The organism is Actinotignum timonense (genome assembly GCF_002860685.3).
Lineage (GTDB): Bacteria > Actinomycetota > Actinomycetes > Actinomycetales > Actinomycetaceae > Actinotignum > Actinotignum timonense.
Window position 1 is genome coordinate 1,154,261 of the sequence record NZ_CP136960.1, and the last position, 16,024, is coordinate 1,170,284.

Here is a 16,024-nt window from a genome sequence, read left to right on the forward strand (position 1 = left end):
GATAGACAGGATGAGTGGACAGCGCGGCAACCAGGGGCACGCGGCCACCGCGCTCTCCGCGGTGCCCGGCGCGCCAGCTATGCCCGCGGAGCCGGGCACGCCGGGAGCACCCGGAGCGTCAGCCATGCCAGCGCTCCCCGCGGTGCCCGCCGGCATAAAAGCACGCCGCCACCGGCGCTTCTGGACGTTCCTCATCCTCACCGTGCTCCTCGCTTTGGGTATGCTCCTCTCCGCACACCTGGGCCAATTCCCCGTCACCGTGGGAGATGTAGGGCGCGGTATCGCCGCCCGCTTCGGGCTGGCCGCGCCCCCGGAAGATCCCCTCGTCATGGCGGCGCTCTGGAATATTCGCTTCCCCCGCATCTGCTTAGGCGTTTTGGTGGGCGGGGCGCTCGCGGTGGCCGGCGCCGTTATGCAGGCGGTCTTCTCCAACCCGTTGGCCGAACCGGGAATTATCGGGGTGTCCTCCGGATGTGCTTTCGGGGCCGCCCTCACCATGGTCTTTGTTCCCGGAGCCTTGGGCGGTTTCTCGGTACCGCTAGGAGCCTTCGCTGCCGGGCTCGTCACCTCCGCCACCGTCTACCTGCTGGCGCGCTCGCACGGGCGCGCTGAAACTCTCACCCTGGTGCTCACCGGCATCGCCGTGACCGCGGTGGCCTCCGCCCTCACCTCCATCGCCACCTACCTGGCCGATACCAATGCCCGCGAACAAATCGTGTTCTGGCAGATGGGATCGCTGGCTGGAGCCTCCTGGTTCCAGGTCGCCGTGGTGGGCGCGGTGGTTGGCATCGGTATCCTTGGCGCCCTCGCGCTGGCCGGCCGCCTCGACCTGCTCAGCCTGGGGGAGCGCGAAGCCGGGCACGTGGGCGTGAACGTCGCCGCCCTGCGCGCTTCCGCCATCGTGCTCACCGCCATCCTCACCGCCGCCGCCGTGTGCTTCGCCGGCGTGATCGGCTTCGTGGGCCTCATTGTCCCGCACGTGCTGCGCCTCCTCATGGGCCCCATGAATCGGATGCTCATCCCCGCCGCGCTCCTGGGCGGAGCGGTGCTCCTCACCTACGCCGACCTCGCGGCCCGCACCCTCGTGCCCTTCGCGGAACTCCCCATCGGAATCTTCACCGCGCTGGTGGGCGGCCCCACCTTCTTCATCCTGCTGCGCAAGAACCTGCGAGGTGCCCGTGGTTGATCTTTTCTCCGCGGTGGGTGGGCCGGCCGGGGAGCTTCGCGCCGAGCACCTCAATTTCGCCTACGGTACCCACCGGGTTCTCCACGACGTCAGCATTACCGCGCGCCCCGGGCGGGTCCTCGGGGTGCTCGGCCCCAATGGCACCGGAAAATCCACCCTGCTTTCCCTGCTCGCCGGCGACCTCAGCCCCACTTCCGGGCAGGTCCGTATCGGCACCACCGCGGTTACCTCTCTCTCTTGGCGGGAGCTGGCGCGCCTGCGCGCCGTCATGCCGCAAAACTCCACCTTCCCCTTCGCCTACCTGGTGCGCGACCTGGTGGCCATGGGCCTCGGATCCGGAAACGGCGCGGCACGGGGGAACGGGGCCGGGCGAGGCGGCGGCGCGGCACGGGGCAACGGCGCCGGGCGTGGAAACGGCGCGGCAGGTGCAAGCACCAGTACCCAGAACGGGGCCGGCACCGGCAGAGCCGCGGACGCCGCCATTATCGACGCCGCCCTGCGCGCCGCCGACGTCACCCACCTCCAGGACCGCGATGTCACCCGCCTCTCGGGCGGCGAACAGGCCCGCGTTACTTTCGCGCGGGTGCTCGCCCAGCGCGCCGGGGTGGTGCTCCTCGATGAGCCGACCGCCGCCCTCGATATTTCCCACCAGCAGCGCCTCCTCGAGCTGTGCCGGCGCCTGGCTGCAGGCGGGCACACCGTCGTCGCCGTGCTGCACGATATTCAACTGGCCGGCGCGCTCTGCGATGACGTGGTCCTCTTGCGCCACGGCCGGGTGGAAGCGGCCGGCACCCCGCGCCAGGTACTCACTTCTGAGCTACTCACCCGGGTATACGAATGGCCGATCCGAGTGGAGACGCTGCGGGATGGGACCATCGTCGTCGTTCCTACCACCGCGACCACCACCGCAACCACGTCCGAAAAGTGAGAAAGCAATTCTCACTACGTGGACACGGCTAGACTAAGGACCACGGCGGCACCGCCCGCCACCACAACACACGATACGAAGGGGAATAATGGCGCAGCTGCGATCGGCAACCTCAACAACAGGCCGGAATATGGCCGGGGCGCGGGCGCTCTGGCGCGCCACCGGGATGGGCTCGGAAGATTTCGGAAAACCGATTATTGCTATCGCTAATTCCTTCACCCAATTCGTTCCCGGGCACGTGCACCTGCGCAACGTCGGGAAAATCGTGGCGGACGTGATCCAGGCGAACGGCGGGGTGGCGCGCGAATTTAATACCATTGCCGTGGACGACGGCATCGCCATGGGCCACGAGGGCATGCTCTACTCGCTGCCCAGCCGCGAAATTATTGCCGACTCCATCGAATATATGTGCAATGCGCATACCGTGGACGCCCTCGTCTGCATTTCTAATTGCGATAAAATTACACCCGGCATGCTCATCGCGGCCATGCGCCTGAATATTCCCACTATTTTTGTGTCCGGCGGTCCCATGGAGGCGGGCAAGCCGGTGGAAGGCGTCGTCGATCATAATATTGACCTGATCGACGCGATGGCCCTGGCCGTGGATGATTCCATCACGGACGACGAGCTCGCGCGCGTGGAAGAAAACGCCTGCCCCACCTGCGGTTCCTGCTCGGGCATGTTCACCGCAAATTCCATGAATTGCCTGACCGAAGCGCTGGGCATGTCCCTCCCCGGCAACGGCTCGACCCTCGCCACCGCCACCCGGCGCCGCCGGCTTTTCGAGGAGGCCGGGAAACGCATCGTCGCGCTCACGAAACGTTTTTATAACGACGACGACGCCAGCGTGCTGCCGCGCAATATTATGACGAAAGCGGCGTTTACCAATGCCATGTCCATGGATGTGGCCATGGGCGGCTCCACCAATACCGTGCTTCATATTTTGGCCATCGCCCAGGAAGGGCACGTGGATTTCACGCTCGCGGATATTGATGCGCTTTCGCGGCGGGTGCCCTGCATGGTCAAGCTCGCCCCGAATTCCACCGAATTCCATATTCAGGACTTCCACCGCGCCGGCGGGATTCCGGCGCTGCTCGGGGAAATGTACCGGGCGGGGATGCTCGATGACTCGGTGCATTCGGTGCATTCCGATGACCTGAAATCCTGGCTGGAAACCTGGGATATCCGCGGGGTGGCGCCTTCCGAGCAGGCCCGTGATCTTTTCAGTGCCGCGCCGGGGAACGTGCGCACCACCCGCGCATTTTCGCAGGATTCCACCTGGGAAAGCCCGGATCTGGACGGGGAGCACGGTTGTATTCGCAGTGCCGATCACGCCTATACCAAGGACGGCGGGCTGTGCGTGCTGCGCGGGAACCTGGCGGAGGACGGTGCGGTTATTAAAACGGCCGGGATTAGCGAAGAGCTTTTCCATTTCGAAGGGCGGGCCCGGGTGGTCGATTCCCAAGAGGCCGCCGTCGAACTTATTTTGTCCAAAGCGGTGGAACCGGGCGATATTGTGGTGATCCGCTACGAGGGTCCCAAGGGTGGGCCCGGGATGCAAGAAATGCTGTATCCCACGTCCTACCTCAAGGGTCTGGGGCTCGGGAAGGTGTGCGGGCTCATTACCGATGGGCGTTTTTCCGGGGGAACTTCGGGTCTGTCCATCGGGCATGTATCCCCGGAGGCGGCCGCGGGCGGTAATATTGCGCTGCTGCGCGAAGGCGACCATATTATTATCGACGTGCCCACCCGGTTGCTCGCCATGGATGTGTCCGAAGAAGAACTGGCCGAGCGGCGCGCCCAGATGGGCGAGCTGCCCTGGCGCCCCGAGAAGCGGGACCGGCATGTTTCTAAGGCGCTGCGGGCCTACGCCATGATGACCACCTCGGCGGATCGCGGGGCGGTGCGGGTGGTGGACGGCCGAGTGGATTAGGCACCGCGGTCGCGCTGGTCGCGGCGCGCGTGCGGGCCCCGGCACGCTATTCGCTACTCGTCGAAGGCCGGGCTGAGTTCGTGGGGTGGCTCCATGAGCCAGTGCCGGTCGGTGATCATGCGCGCGGCCGCCACCCCGGCACCCACCGCGCAGATCACCAGCACCACGTTGGTGAGCGCTCCGGCAGCCTGGGCGATTTGCCCGGCATTAATGGCGTGCAGACCGCGGAAAAATACCACTCCCGGAATCATGACGACGACGGCCGGTACGCTCAGCGAGACCCGGGAAAAACGGGTGCGGCGAGTGAGGAGGTGGGCGAGCACGCCGGCCCCCAGGGCCGCGAGGAAAACCGCGGCCACATTGTAGAAACCGGCATCCTGGGCGGTTAGGCGTGCGGCATTGACAATCGCGCCGATGGCGCCGGCCAGCAGCGCCGCGCCCTGCTCCGCGGTGAAAAGCATGGCGAAACCGTAGGAGGCCACGAAGGTCGCGGCACCGCGCGCCAGAGCCAGCCACGGCTCGGGGATCACGTAGGCGGCATGCGGGGCAATATCCGTACCGAAAATAACGGTGACCACCCAGACCGCCATCCCGGCGGCCAGCATGAGCATGGTGACATAGGCACCGCGGGTGAGCCCGGCGGAAAAATCAGCGCGAATCGTATCGAGCATCGCGGTGACCAGCGGGAACCCGGGAATGAGGAAGAGGAGGGCGGAAACCACCCCGGCTTCGTGCACCACCGCAATATCCCAACACGCCTCAGCCACCCCCACCGTGGCCAGGTAGAGCAGCGCGGCCAGCGCCCCCACCAGGAACCAAATTCCGAAGTGATTGACGAGGCGGCGGGCCAACCAGCCGCGCGCCGCCTGCCCCACGCTCGCCGCGAAGAAGACCGCGGCGCATTCCACCACCCCGCCCCGGTTGAGGAAACAGAAACAGGCGCAGGCCAGCCCGGACACCAGGGCCAATACCCAGGCCGGATAGCTGCGGGCCCGCGCAATCGCATCATCGAGGGCGCTCGTGACCTGCGCGGGAGTGGAGCCGGCCGGGAGAGCATCAATGGCCACAATAAGGGCGTCAATACGGGCGGCATTCACGCCGAGGGTGCGCTGCTCCCCGGTGAGGGTGCACACATCCCCGCAGCCGTAGCACGTAACTGTGATCTCCGTGAAGGAGACCGCGGCGTGGGTGGTGCGGATCCCCAGGGCGTGGGCGGTGCGCTCCATAGAGTGTTTGACCCGGTAAGCGGAGGCGCCGCTGGCAAGGAGAAGTAAGCCGGCGCGCAAAACCGCCCGTGCGGCATAGCGCAAGTGGCTCGGGTGCTGCGGGGCGGGTGGCCGGTGCGAAAAGCTCACGCGTCCAGAGTACGCTTCTCGAAAAACCGCGGAAAACTGTCCGAACAATGAAACCGAAATCCACGATGTGAGACAGATTGATCTTTTTAGCGCTCGGGGACCGCACTCCGGTAGTCTGAAGGGCATGGCTCAGATTCTTCTTATTATCGTAGTGAGGTAGCGCGCACCACCGGTTGCGCGCTCCCCTCACGTGAGGGGATTTTTTATGCGCCAACCACCACGCTTGCACCCCGCTCGGTGATACCGGAAGAACAGGCCCGAAGAACCAGGTGAACCAGGTTGAAGGAGGAACCATGGCCGCATCCGAGATGAATGCATCCGCGATGAGCGCGTCGGCCGCGTCCCGCCGGGACCGTCCCGGTGAGATCCGCGAAAAAATGGACGGCGCCCGCGCCATTGTCCGCACCTTAGCGGAACTCGGTGTTGATGTCGTCTTCGGGCTGCCCGGCGGAGCTATTTTGCCCACCTACGACCCGATGTACGATAGCGATTCTCCCCGCCATATCCTGGTGCGCCACGAACAGGGCGGCGGGCACGCTGCCGAAGGCTACGCGCTAGCAACGGGGCGCGTGGGGGTGGTGATGGCTACCTCCGGGCCGGGGGCTACCAACCTCGTCACCCCGCTGCTCGATGCCAATATGGATTCGGTCCCGCTGGTGGCCATCACCGGCCAGGTGGGAGCGGCGGCCATCGGAACCGATGCCTTCCAGGAAGCCGATATCGTGGGTGCCACCATGCCCATGGTCAAGCATTCTTTCCTCGTCACCGATGCCGATGATATTCCGGCCCGCCTGGTCGAAGCTTTTTACCTGGCGGCGAGCGGGCGCCCCGGCCCCGTCCTCGTGGATATCGCGAAATCCGCGCAGAACCAAGAAACAGAATTTGTGTGGCCCCCGCGCCTGGATCTGCCCGGATACCGCCCGGCCGGCGAGCCGGATTCCGCCGCGGTACGCGAAGCTGCCCGGCTTATTGCCACCGCGGCCCGCCCCGTGCTCTACGTGGGGGGAGGGGCGGTGCGCGCCCGGGTTTCCCGCGAGGTTACCGAGCTGAGTGACCTGACCGGTGCCCCGGTGGTCACCACCCTGCCGGCCCGCGGCACCGTACCCGATTCCCATCCCCATAACCTGGGGATGCCGGGGATGCACGGCACCGTTCCCGCGGTGGGAGCCCTCCAGCGCAGCGATCTCATCGTGGCGCTGGGCGCGCGTTTCGATGACCGCGTGACCGGGGCCCTGGACGGTTTCGCGCCGAAGGCGAAGGTTATCCACCTCGATATTGACCCGGCGGAAGTATCCAAGAACCGCACCGCGGACGTGGCAATTATCGGGGATCTGGCGCAATCCGTTCCTGCTCTCCTCGCGGAGGTGCGCGCGGCCCGCGCCCAGTATGGGGAAGCGAATCTGGATCCCTGGTGGGGCTACCTCAACCGCCTGCGGGGAACCTACCCGGCCGGCTACACCCCCACGGATGACGGCCTCGTCTCCCCGCAATACGTGATCGAGCGCCTGGGCGCCGTGGCAGGAAGTGAAGACACCATCTGGGTGACCGGGGTGGGCCAGCACCAAATGTGGGCCTCGCAATTCTTGCGTTTCGAGCATCCGCACCGCTGGCTGTCCTCCGGGGGAGCGGGCACCATGGGCTACGGTATTCCGGCCGGCATGGGCGCGAAAGTGGGCCAGCCCGAACGCACCGTGTGGGTGATTGATGGCGACGGCTCCTTCCAGATGACCAATCAGGAACTGGCCACCTGCCGCCTCAATAACATCAATATCAAAGTGGCTGTTATTAATAACTCCTCGCTGGGGATGGTGCGCCAGTGGCAGACCCTCTTCTACGAGGGGCGCTATTCCTTCACTGATCTGGAAACCGGGAATAACACCCGCCGTATCCCCGATTTCGTGAAACTTGCTGAGGCTTATGATTGCGCGGCCTGGCGCGTGGAGAAGAAGGACGACGTCGATACCGCCATCCAGCGCGCCATGGAGATCAATGACCGCCCCGTCGTTATCGACTTTATTACCTCACCGGATGCGGAAGTGTGGCCGATGGTTGCCGCCGGGGTATCCAATGATGAGATTATGTACGCCAAGGGGCTGCGCCCCGAAGTGGATGAGAACTTCGCGTGAGTAGCGCATTTTCGCCGCTCGAGCCGCCACGAAAGGAAGGATAACAATGCCGCAGCGCCACACGCTCTCCGTACTGGTGGAGAATAAACCCGGAGTGCTCACGCGGGTGGCCGGGCTCTTCGCCCGCCGCGCGTTCAATATTCATTCGCTCGCCGTGGGAGAAACGGAAAACCCGGCGCTCTCGCGTATCACCGTGGTGGTTGATGCCGCGGTGCAACCCCTCGAACAGGTGGCCAAACAGCTCAATAAGCTGGTGAACGTCATCAAAATCGTGGAATTGGACAGTGAGGAAGCGGTGCTGCGCCGCCTCGTCCTCATTAAAGTCGGCGCTGATGATACGACCCGCTCCCACGTGGTCCAGGTGGTGGATCTTTTCCGCGCCCACGTGGTGGATATGGTGCCGGATGCCGTCACCATTGAAGCCACCGGCTCCGACCGCAAGATCGGTGCCCTGCTCACCGCCCTGGAGCCCTATGGGATCCGGGAAATTGTGCAGTCGGGAACCGTGGCGCTCGGGCGCGGAGCCCATTCGCTTTCCGAACGTGTTACCGCAGATATGGCGGGAGACCCGGGCAACTTCCCGGAGGAGCTTGCCCGCGGGCGCATCTAAGCCAGAGCGGCGCGCGGCCAGCTGGCGGCGTCGTCGTACTTAATACGGGCCCGCACGCAACGCGGCGCCGTGACCGCAACGAAACCGAAACCGAGATAACGACAACCGTGGGGCCTGGCCCCGACCCAACAAAAGGAGAAAACCATGGCAGAAATTTTCCATGATGCCGATGCCGATCTGTCCCTCATCCAGTCGAAGAAGGTTGCCATTATTGGCTACGGGTCGCAGGGGCACGCCCACGCGCTCAACCTGCGCGATTCCGGCGTGGACGTGGTGGTGGGCCTGCGCGAAGGCTCCAGCTCGGTGGCGAAAGCGCAGGAGCAGGGCCTGACGGTGCGCTCCGTGGCCGATGCCACCAAGGAAGCGGACGTGGTGATGATTCTGGTTCCGGACCAGACCCAGCGCGGGCTGTGGGCCGCGGAAATCGAACCGAATCTCAAGGCCGACGCCGCGGTGTTCTTCGCCCACGGTTTCAATATTCACTACGGCTATATCAAGCCGGCTGCCGGCCACGATGTGTGCATGGTGGCGCCGAAGGGCCCGGGGCACACGGTGCGCCGCCAGTACGAAGACGGCCGCGGGGTGCCGGTGCTCGTCTGCGTGGAACAGGACGCCTCCGGGCAGGCCTGGGACGTGGCGCTGTCCTACGCCGCGGCGATCGGCGGCACCCGCGCCGGCGCCATTAAGACCACCTTCAAGGAAGAGACCGAAACGGACCTCTTCGGCGAGCAGACCGTGCTGTGCGGCGGGGTTTCTCAGCTCATCACCTACGGTTTCGAGACCCTGGTGGAAGCCGGGTACCAGCCGGAAATGGCCTACTTCGAGGTGTGCCACGAACTCAAGCTCATCGTTGATCTCATTAACGAAGGCGGGCTGACCAAGCAGCGCTGGTCCTGCTCGGATACGGCCGAATACGGCGATTATGTTTCCGGCCCGCGCGTGATCACCCCGGATGTCAAGGAACATATGAAGGACGTGCTGGCCGATATCCAGAACGGTTCCTTCGCCAAGCGTTTCATTGACGACCAGGATGCCGGCGCCCCCGAATTCAAGAAGCTGCGCGCCGAACACGAGCGCCACCCGCTGGAGGCCACCGGGCGCGAGGTGCGTTCCATGTTCGCGTGGAATACCGACGTGGACGCCGATTACACCGACGGGCAGACGGCGCGCTAAGCGACGTGACCACGGTGCGCGCACGGTGCATGACGGTGCGTTCGTGACGGTGCGCGAAACCGGGCGCGCTGTGGGCGCGCGGGACGTGACCGCCGTTGTTGCCGTTCCCAGGTGGGGCGGCTAGGATGAGCGCCAGTTAGCCGGCCCGCTCGCGGCAAGGTACCGCGGGTGGGCCGGTTTGCATGAGTTCAGTTCTGTTGGGAGAAAGGCCGCAGATGCGTCGTCGTTCCGCTTTCGCTTTCCTCGGGGTACTGGCCTTCGGCCTTGCTGCCTGCACCGATACTTCAGACGCACCGGGGGTGAAACCTACCGTGGCCGCCACCACTGATAGTACGACGGCGCCCAGCGGGCCCACCGCAACCGCGACTCCGAGCGCGACTAAAGAACCCGCTCATCTGGTGCCCATCCAGCGCGGCGCCAATGTGGTGACGGAGAAAATCCCGGCTCCCCTCGATCAATGGGGCGGCATTCCCATCGGGGCGGACGGGGTAGCCGGAAGCGTCAACGAAGGCAAGCCGGTGGTGCGGGTGTACTCCGATTACTGGTGCCCCTGGTGCAATGACCTGGTGCGCGACCACGGCGAAGAACTCATTCAGATGGCTAAAGACGGGAAGATCACCCTGGTCTACCACCCGAATATGCGCTTCGAGGAATCGCCCTACAGCGTCAAGGGCGAACAGGCTGAAGTGTGGTTCGCGGTTAACGCCCCGGATAAATACCTCGATTTCCACGAGCTGCTCTACAAAGAAGGCTCCATCCCGGTGGTCAAGCACGTGGATCGTGCCCAGCGCCAGCAGCCCGATCCGAAGCTCATTGAGGAATTCGCGACCCGGGTGGGCCTGGATGCGGCGCAACTGGAAAGCTTGCGCGCCACGCTGGCCGGGGATGAGTACCTGCCCCTCCTCAAGCAGCTGCGCGAACAATTCCTCGCGGACGGCATGAAGTACATTCCCGCCGTTGTTATCGACGAGAAACTGGTGAGCGACCCGAATAATGGCAACCTGGACCAATTCCTCGCGCCGCTGAAGTAGGTGGGGCGATAGCGGGCGAAAAACTGTCGTAGCGGCGTGGCACAATAGAGGCCATGAAAGCCATCATGACTGTGACCGGAGTGGACCGCACCGGAATTATTGCGGCCGTCTCCGCTGAACTCGCCCGCCTCGGGGTGAATATTATCAACGTGACGCAAACCCTCATGGATGAGTACTTCACCATGATCCTCGAAGTGGCGCTCCCGGAGGGTAGCTCCATCACCCAGGTGCAGCAGGCCATGGCGGAGCTGGGCGCCGCAGAAGCACTCGAGATTCACGTGCAGGCGGATTCCATTTTCCGCGCCATGCATCGCGTATAGGGTCGGCCGGTGTAATGGGCCGGTCCGGTGCCTATAGCCGGCCGGCGTACACGAACGGCATAGCAGCGCGCACGGGAGCTACGCACAGAAGCGAGAACGCGCACAATAGCACGCACGGGAATACGCACACCAACGTGCATGGGAACGCGCACAGGAACGGGAGAATACCTATGTATGCCAGCAGTGAGCCTACTGCCCACAACATTCTGGAAACCCTCGCGATGATTCGCGAGGATCGCCTCGATATCCGCACCGTCACCATGGGAATTTCCCTGCTCGACTGCGCGGATTCTGATGGCGAGCGCGCTCGCGAACGGGCCCGCGCCCGCATTATGGAGCGTGCCGCGCGCCTGGTGCCGGTAGCCCAGGAAATCGAAGCGGAACTGGGCATCCCCATTATTAATAAGCGCATTTCCGTGACCCCGATTGCTATGGTGGCCGCGGCAAGCGGGGAAAAGGACCTCACCCCGTGGGCGGTTATGCTCGATGAATGCGCCCGGGATATCGGCGTGGATTTCGTGGGTGGGTTCTCCGCCCTGGTGGAAAAGGGCATGACGCGCGCGGATGAGGCGCTTATCGATTCGATTCCTGCCGCGCTGGCCGCCACCTCGGTGGTGTGCTCCTCCGTCAATATTGGGACGTCGCGCGCCGGAATTAATATGAGCGCGGTGGCGCGCATGGGGCAGACCATTTGCGAGCTCGCCGCTCGCACAGATAAGGGTTCCGGGGCTGCTCGACTGGTCGTTTTTGCTAATTCGGTGGGGGATAACCCCTTCATGGCCGGGGCTTTTCACGGGGTGGAAATGCCCGATTGCGTGGTGTCTGTCGGGGTTTCCGGGCCGGGCGTTATTACCCGGGCGATTACGGCTGCGGAAGGTGCTTCCTTCGATGAACTCGCGGAAGAAATCAAGCGCAGTGCTTTCAAGATCACCCGCATGGGGGAGCTGGTGGGGCAGCTGGCCGCCCAGCGCCTCGGGGTGCCCTTCGGTGTTGTCGATCTTTCTTTGGCTCCCACCCCGGAAGTGGGAGATTCGGTGGCGCGGGCCCTGGAAGCCATGGGCCTGGAACGCGTGGGCGCCCACGGCACCACCGCGGCCCTCGCCCTCCTCAATGACGCGGTGAAGAAGGGCGGGCTCATGGCTTGCTCGCACGTGGGCGGGCTCTCCGGTTCCTTCATCCCGGTCTCGGAGGACGAAGGCATGATCGAAGCCGCGCGGCTCGGCGCCATTAGCCTGGCCAAACTCGAAGCCATGACCGCGATTTGCTCGGTGGGTCTGGATATGATCGCGGTGCCCGGGGATACCCCGGCCGCGACCATCGCCGGCATGATCGCCGACGAAGCCGCCATCGGCATCATGAACTCCAAGACCACCGCCGTGCGAGTCATCCCCGCAACAGGATTGAGCGAAGGCGATACCGTGGAATTCGGCGGGCTGCTTGGCAGCGCGCCGGTCATGCCGGTCAGCCCCTATTCCAGCGCGGCCTTCATCGCCCGCGGGGGCACCATCCCGGCGCCGGTACACGCATTCAAGAATTAGGCGGCGGTTGCGGCGCGGCGGCGGTGGCGCAACCGCCGCTGTTCGTGGGCGGGGCACTCGCTGTTCGCGGACAGGGATTGTCCGCCTTTACCGCGCCCGCGACACTACTAGCGGGCGGGGTGCCGCTAGCGGGCGCGAATAATTGCAGCGATGCCCTGCCCGCCGCCAATACACAGCGTCACAAGTGAATGCTCAATTCCGCGTTCGCGCTGGTTGAGGAGGGCGCGCAGCGAAATAATCGCTCCCGAGGCCCCCACCGGATGTCCCAGCGCAATCGCTCCGCCCAGCGGATTAACGATCTCTGGATCCAACTCCGCATCGCGAATCACCGCAATCGCCTGGGAGGCAAAAGCCTCATTAAGCTCCACCCAACCAATATCCGCCCGGCTCAGGCCGGTGCGCTCCAGCACCTTCTCAATAGCCAGGCGCGGGGCATAGCCCATATACTCCGGTTCCACGCCGACGGTAGCCACATCCACCAGCTCACCCAGAATATCCACACCCGCCGCAATCGCATCCTCTTCCCGCATGAGGACAAGCATGGCTGCGCCGTCGTTAATCCCGGAAGAATTACCGGCCGTCACGGTGCCGTGCGCGGCAAAAACGGGGCGCAAGTGGCTGAGCGTTTCAACGGTCACGCCCGTGCGCGGATACTCTTCAGCAACGACGACGCGCTCCGTTGGCTTCCCGGCATCAATCGTGAAAGGGACCTTTTCCTTATCGAAAGCCCTGGATGCGATGGCAGCCTGGGCGCGGGCCTGGGATTGGGCCGCAAAAGCATCCTGCTCGGCGCGCGAAATACCGAATTTTTCCGCCACCCGCTCCGCCGTCCAGCCCATCGGCCGGCCCGAGAACGGATCAGAAATCAGCGAAAATGTGCCATCCACGTGCTCGGGCCCATCGAGGTGACCGGCCCGCGAAAAATCCATCACCGGCTGGCGCGTCATATTTTCCGCACCGCCGGCCATGACGATGCGCGCGTCCCCCGAGCGCAGGGCGCTCGCGCCGCTGGCCAACGCCTGCACCCCGGAGCCGCACACCCGATTGACAGTCAGGGCAGTGGAGGAGGCGCGTGCCCCGGCGGTGAGCGCGATACGGCGGGAAATATAGGCATCGGCACCGGTCTGGCCCACGCAACCCACCACGAAATCATCCACATCCGCCATCGGGATGCCGGCTCGCTCCGCCGCCGCGCGCGCCGCCGCTGCACCTAATTCATGCGCGGGAGTAGTCGCGTAATAGCCGCGGAACTTCCCCGTGGGGATGCGAGCACCGCCAACAATGACGATAGTTGAATCGAACGCCATAACCTTGCCTCCAGAGATTCAAGAATTCAATTCTACGAGGAGAGCGGCGCCGGCTCCAGGAGACGTACCTAACCTCCCGAAAGAACGCATCTTCGCGCCGTCACGCCGCGCGCGGGCGTCTCGCAAAGTGAGATGTTTGGTCTCACTAGGTGGACGGATCTCGTATACTCATTCACATGCGCGCCTCTATTAATCTTGCCGTTATTGCCGGGGATGGCATCGGTCCGGAAATTGTGCCCGAAGGTCTTAAAGTGTTACGTGCTGCACTGGCGGAGAGCAGCACGGAACTAAGCGTGACCCCCTATAGTATCGGGGCGCAGCGCTACCTGGATACCGGGGAAACCCTGAGCACCGCGGATCTGGAGGCGCTGGCCGGGCATGATGCGCTGCTGCTCGGGGCTATCGGGGATCCGCGGGTGCCTGCCGGAATCCTCGAGCGGGAGATTTTGCTGCGGCTGCGCTTCGCCTTTGACCACTACGTTAATTTGCGACCCAGTGTGCTCTATCCCGGGGTTCCCACCCCGCTGGCGGAACCGGGAAATATTGACCTGGTGGTGGTGCGCGAAGGGACCGAAGGGCTGTACTCGGGCAACGGCGGCAGTGTTCACCGTGGCATGCCCACCGAAGTGGCAACGGAAGTATCTGTCAACACCGCTCACGGAACTGAGCGCTTGGTGCGCTATGCTTTCGAGCTGGCCGCCTCCCGGCCCCGCCGCCACCTCACCCTCGTCCACAAAACCAATGTGCTCGTGCACGCGGGCGGACTCTGGCAGCGCACCGTTGATCGCTTGGCCGCGGAGTACCCGAATGTCAACGTTGATTACTGCAATGTGGATGCCGCCACGATTTACCTGGTGACCGACCCGCAGCGTTTCGACGTTATCGTGACGGATAATCTGTTTGGCGATATTCTGACCGACGAAGCGGGGGCGGTAAGCGGGGGAGTGGGGCTTGCGGCGTCGGGCAATATTAACCCTGAAGGCGATTTCCCCTCCATGTTCGAACCGATCCACGGTTCGGCTCCGGATATTGCGGGGACCGGGAAAGCCGATCCGACGGCGACCATCGCCTCCGTGGCGCTGATGCTGCGCCACCTCGGGCTTGCCGGGCCGGCCGCGCGTATTGAGGCGGCTATCCGGGGGGATATGGAAGCGCGCGCCGCTGCTGCGGCGGCCGGTGTACCATTGCGCCGCACAACCACCCAGATCGGGGATGCTATTCTCACCGCTATGGAAGATAACCGTTAAGGATCACCACCAAGAAAGAAGGACTCAGGTATGAGCGTTCCGATGACTCCGGAAGAAATGGAAGCTGCCGCTACCACCCCCGCGCCGGCAGATAGCCTCGCGGGGCGGTTCGCTGTGCACCCGAATGAGCACCCGGCCAGCGAAGAGGAGGTCAGCCAGGTCCTGGCCGGCCCCGGTTTCGGCCGCTACTTCACCGATCATATGGCGCGGGCAACCTGGACCGCGGAAAAGGGCTGGCATAACCACGCCATCGTGCCCTACGGGCCGCTCAGCCTGGACCCGGCCGGCGCGGTGCTCCACTACGGTCAGGAAGTTTTTGAGGGCCTGAAAGCCTACCGGCATGCGGACGGATCGCTGTGGCTATTCCGCCCCACCTACAACGGGGCGCGCCTGAACTTCTCCGGGCATCGGCTCGCTATCCCGGAGCTGCCCGTGGATGATTTCGTGGCCTCGCTGGTGGATCTGGTGCGCCAGGACCGGCGCTGGGTTCCGGGAGCGGCGGGCGAATCGCTGTACCTGCGGCCCTTCATTTTCGCTTCGGAAGCTTTCCTCGGGGTGCGGGCGGCCGCGGCCTACGAGTACATCGTGCTCGCCTCGCCGGCCGGGGCGTATTTCCCCAACGGTTTCCAGCCCATCAAGGTGTGGGTGGAACCCGATTACCACCGCGCCGGCCCCGGCGGCATGGGCGCGGCGAAGACCGGCGGGAACTACGCGGCCTCGCTGCTGCCCAAGGTCACCGCGGGCGCTGCCGGCTACGATGAGGTTCTTTTCCTCGACGCCGCAACCGCCACGAACCTTGATGAGCTGGGCGGGATGAACGTGTTTGTGGTTTACGCCGACGGTAGCGTGGCCACCCCGAAACTTACCGGCAATATCCTGCCCGGTAATACCCGTTCGTGCATTATGCAGTTGCTGCGTCGCGCCGGGGTGGAGGTACGCGAAGATACCCTCGCTTTGCGCGATGTGGTAAGCGGAATTCAGGACGGTAGCGTGGCGGAAATGTTTGCCTGCGGGACCGCGGCCGTGGTGACTGCCATTGGTCAGCTCACCGGGGAAGATTTCAGCGTCGAGCTGCCTACCCATACCGTGGCCCAACGGATCTACGAGGAACTCACCGGCATCCAAAACGGTACTCGTGAAGATCCCTTCGGGTGGATGTACCGGATCGCTTAGCGGGCTGGGCTGCGCTGCGTCCGTGGGGCTGGTTGAACTACTACGCGCGCGTGGCTGGGCTGAGACGCGGGTAGCGCCGGGCTAGTTTACGTCGCGC

The 16,024-nt window shown here is 64.4% G+C and carries 13 protein-coding genes; 11 read left to right on the top strand and 2 right to left on the bottom strand.

Translation table 11 applies throughout. The features are described from left to right. Positions 1 to 10: 10 nt before the first annotated feature. From CYJ17_RS04765 to ilvD, 3 genes are all read left to right on the top strand, one after another. Positions 11 to 1,186 (top strand): FecCD family ABC transporter permease, encoded by a 1,176-nt coding sequence (locus CYJ17_RS04765; protein WP_219619178.1) that lies wholly within the window; start codon positions 11 to 13, stop codon positions 1,184 to 1,186. Continuing rightward, positions 1,179 to 2,114, top strand: a complete 936-nt coding sequence (locus CYJ17_RS04770) for an ABC transporter ATP-binding protein (RefSeq protein WP_101595208.1) — start codon at positions 1,179 to 1,181, stop codon at positions 2,112 to 2,114. The genes CYJ17_RS04765 and CYJ17_RS04770 overlap by 8 nt, the downstream gene beginning before the upstream one ends. An 88-nt stretch (positions 2,115 to 2,202) precedes the next feature. Further along, a complete protein-coding gene (gene ilvD, locus CYJ17_RS04775) occupies positions 2,203 to 4,047 on the top strand; it encodes a dihydroxy-acid dehydratase (protein ID WP_026429555.1) in 1,845 nt (614 codons plus the stop codon). Between the two features lie 53 nt (positions 4,048 to 4,100). On the opposite strand, the gene CYJ17_RS04780 is transcribed toward ilvD, so the two are convergent. Then, positions 4,101 to 5,402 carry a threonine/serine exporter family protein gene (locus CYJ17_RS04780; protein WP_234984533.1) on the bottom strand — a complete coding sequence of 434 codons (1,302 nt, stop codon included), beginning with the start codon at positions 5,400 to 5,402 and terminating at the stop codon, positions 4,101 to 4,103. A gap of 293 nt (positions 5,403 to 5,695) precedes the next feature. Here CYJ17_RS04780 and CYJ17_RS04785 point away from each other — a divergent pair, with 293 nt between their 5' ends. The 6 genes from CYJ17_RS04785 to CYJ17_RS04810 all read left to right on the top strand — a co-directional run bounded on the left by CYJ17_RS04785 (position 5,696) and on the right by CYJ17_RS04810 (position 12,200). Next, positions 5,696 to 7,528 (top strand): acetolactate synthase large subunit, encoded by a 1,833-nt coding sequence (locus CYJ17_RS04785; protein ID WP_101595205.1) that lies wholly within the window; start codon positions 5,696 to 5,698, stop codon positions 7,526 to 7,528. A gap of 46 nt (positions 7,529 to 7,574) precedes the next feature. Beyond that, positions 7,575 to 8,138 carry an acetolactate synthase small subunit gene (gene ilvN, locus CYJ17_RS04790; RefSeq protein ID WP_026429557.1) on the top strand — a complete coding sequence of 188 codons (564 nt, stop codon included), beginning with the start codon at positions 7,575 to 7,577 and terminating at the stop codon, positions 8,136 to 8,138. A 144-nt stretch (positions 8,139 to 8,282) separates the two neighbouring features. Then, positions 8,283 to 9,311 carry a ketol-acid reductoisomerase gene (gene ilvC, locus CYJ17_RS04795; RefSeq protein ID WP_087071102.1) on the top strand — a complete coding sequence of 343 codons (1,029 nt, stop codon included), beginning with the start codon at positions 8,283 to 8,285 and terminating at the stop codon, positions 9,309 to 9,311. Between the two features lie 215 nt (positions 9,312 to 9,526). Beyond that, positions 9,527 to 10,342: a thioredoxin domain-containing protein gene (locus CYJ17_RS04800; protein WP_159455033.1), complete on the top strand. Its 816-nt coding sequence runs from the start codon at positions 9,527 to 9,529 to the stop codon at positions 10,340 to 10,342. 53 nt (positions 10,343 to 10,395) lie between these two features. After that, positions 10,396 to 10,662, top strand: coding sequence for an ACT domain-containing protein (locus tag CYJ17_RS04805; protein WP_087071100.1), 267 nt, complete (start codon positions 10,396 to 10,398; stop codon positions 10,660 to 10,662). Positions 10,663 to 10,832: 170 nt separating this feature from the next. After that, positions 10,833 to 12,200, top strand: coding sequence for a PFL family protein (locus tag CYJ17_RS04810; RefSeq protein ID WP_087071099.1), 1,368 nt, complete (start codon positions 10,833 to 10,835; stop codon positions 12,198 to 12,200). 125 nt (positions 12,201 to 12,325) lie between these two features. On the opposite strand, the gene CYJ17_RS04815 is transcribed toward CYJ17_RS04810, so the two are convergent. Further along, entirely contained in the window at positions 12,326 to 13,507 is a 1,182-nt protein-coding gene (locus CYJ17_RS04815; protein WP_087071098.1) for a thiolase family protein, read from the bottom strand. Positions 13,508 to 13,683: 176 nt separating this feature from the next. Here CYJ17_RS04815 and CYJ17_RS04820 point away from each other — a divergent pair, with 176 nt between their 5' ends. Both CYJ17_RS04820 and CYJ17_RS04825 read left to right on the top strand, forming a co-directional pair. Continuing rightward, positions 13,684 to 14,754: a 3-isopropylmalate dehydrogenase gene (locus CYJ17_RS04820; RefSeq protein ID WP_087071097.1), complete on the top strand. Its 1,071-nt coding sequence runs from the start codon at positions 13,684 to 13,686 to the stop codon at positions 14,752 to 14,754. Positions 14,755 to 14,784: 30 nt separating this feature from the next. Next, on the top strand, positions 14,785 to 15,927 hold the full coding sequence (locus CYJ17_RS04825) for a branched-chain amino acid aminotransferase (protein ID WP_087071096.1): 1,143 nt from the start codon (positions 14,785 to 14,787) through the stop codon (positions 15,925 to 15,927). The last annotated feature ends 97 nt before the right edge of the window (positions 15,928 to 16,024 follow it).

Excerpts from the sequence above, each read along its gene's own strand:
- CYJ17_RS04825 (WP_087071096.1), top strand. The coding sequence starts at position 14,785 with ATGAGCGTTCCGATGACTCCGGAAGAAATGGAAGCTGCCGCTACCACC.
- ilvC (WP_087071102.1), top strand. The coding sequence starts at position 8,283 with ATGGCAGAAATTTTCCATGATGCCGATGCCGATCTGTCCCTCATCCAG.
- CYJ17_RS04785 (WP_101595205.1), top strand. The coding sequence starts at position 5,696 with ATGGCCGCATCCGAGATGAATGCATCCGCGATGAGCGCGTCGGCCGCG.
- CYJ17_RS04810 (WP_087071099.1), top strand. The coding sequence starts at position 10,833 with ATGTATGCCAGCAGTGAGCCTACTGCCCACAACATTCTGGAAACCCTC.
- CYJ17_RS04800 (WP_159455033.1), top strand. The coding sequence starts at position 9,527 with ATGCGTCGTCGTTCCGCTTTCGCTTTCCTCGGGGTACTGGCCTTCGGC.
- ilvD (WP_026429555.1), top strand. The coding sequence starts at position 2,203 with ATGGCGCAGCTGCGATCGGCAACCTCAACAACAGGCCGGAATATGGCC.
- CYJ17_RS04815 (WP_087071098.1), bottom strand. The coding sequence starts at position 13,507 with ATGGCGTTCGATTCAACTATCGTCATTGTTGGCGGTGCTCGCATCCCC.
- ilvN (WP_026429557.1), top strand. The coding sequence starts at position 7,575 with ATGCCGCAGCGCCACACGCTCTCCGTACTGGTGGAGAATAAACCCGGA.
- CYJ17_RS04820 (WP_087071097.1), top strand. The coding sequence starts at position 13,684 with ATGCGCGCCTCTATTAATCTTGCCGTTATTGCCGGGGATGGCATCGGT.
- CYJ17_RS04765 (WP_219619178.1), top strand. The coding sequence starts at position 11 with ATGAGTGGACAGCGCGGCAACCAGGGGCACGCGGCCACCGCGCTCTCC.
- CYJ17_RS04805 (WP_087071100.1), top strand. The coding sequence starts at position 10,396 with ATGAAAGCCATCATGACTGTGACCGGAGTGGACCGCACCGGAATTATT.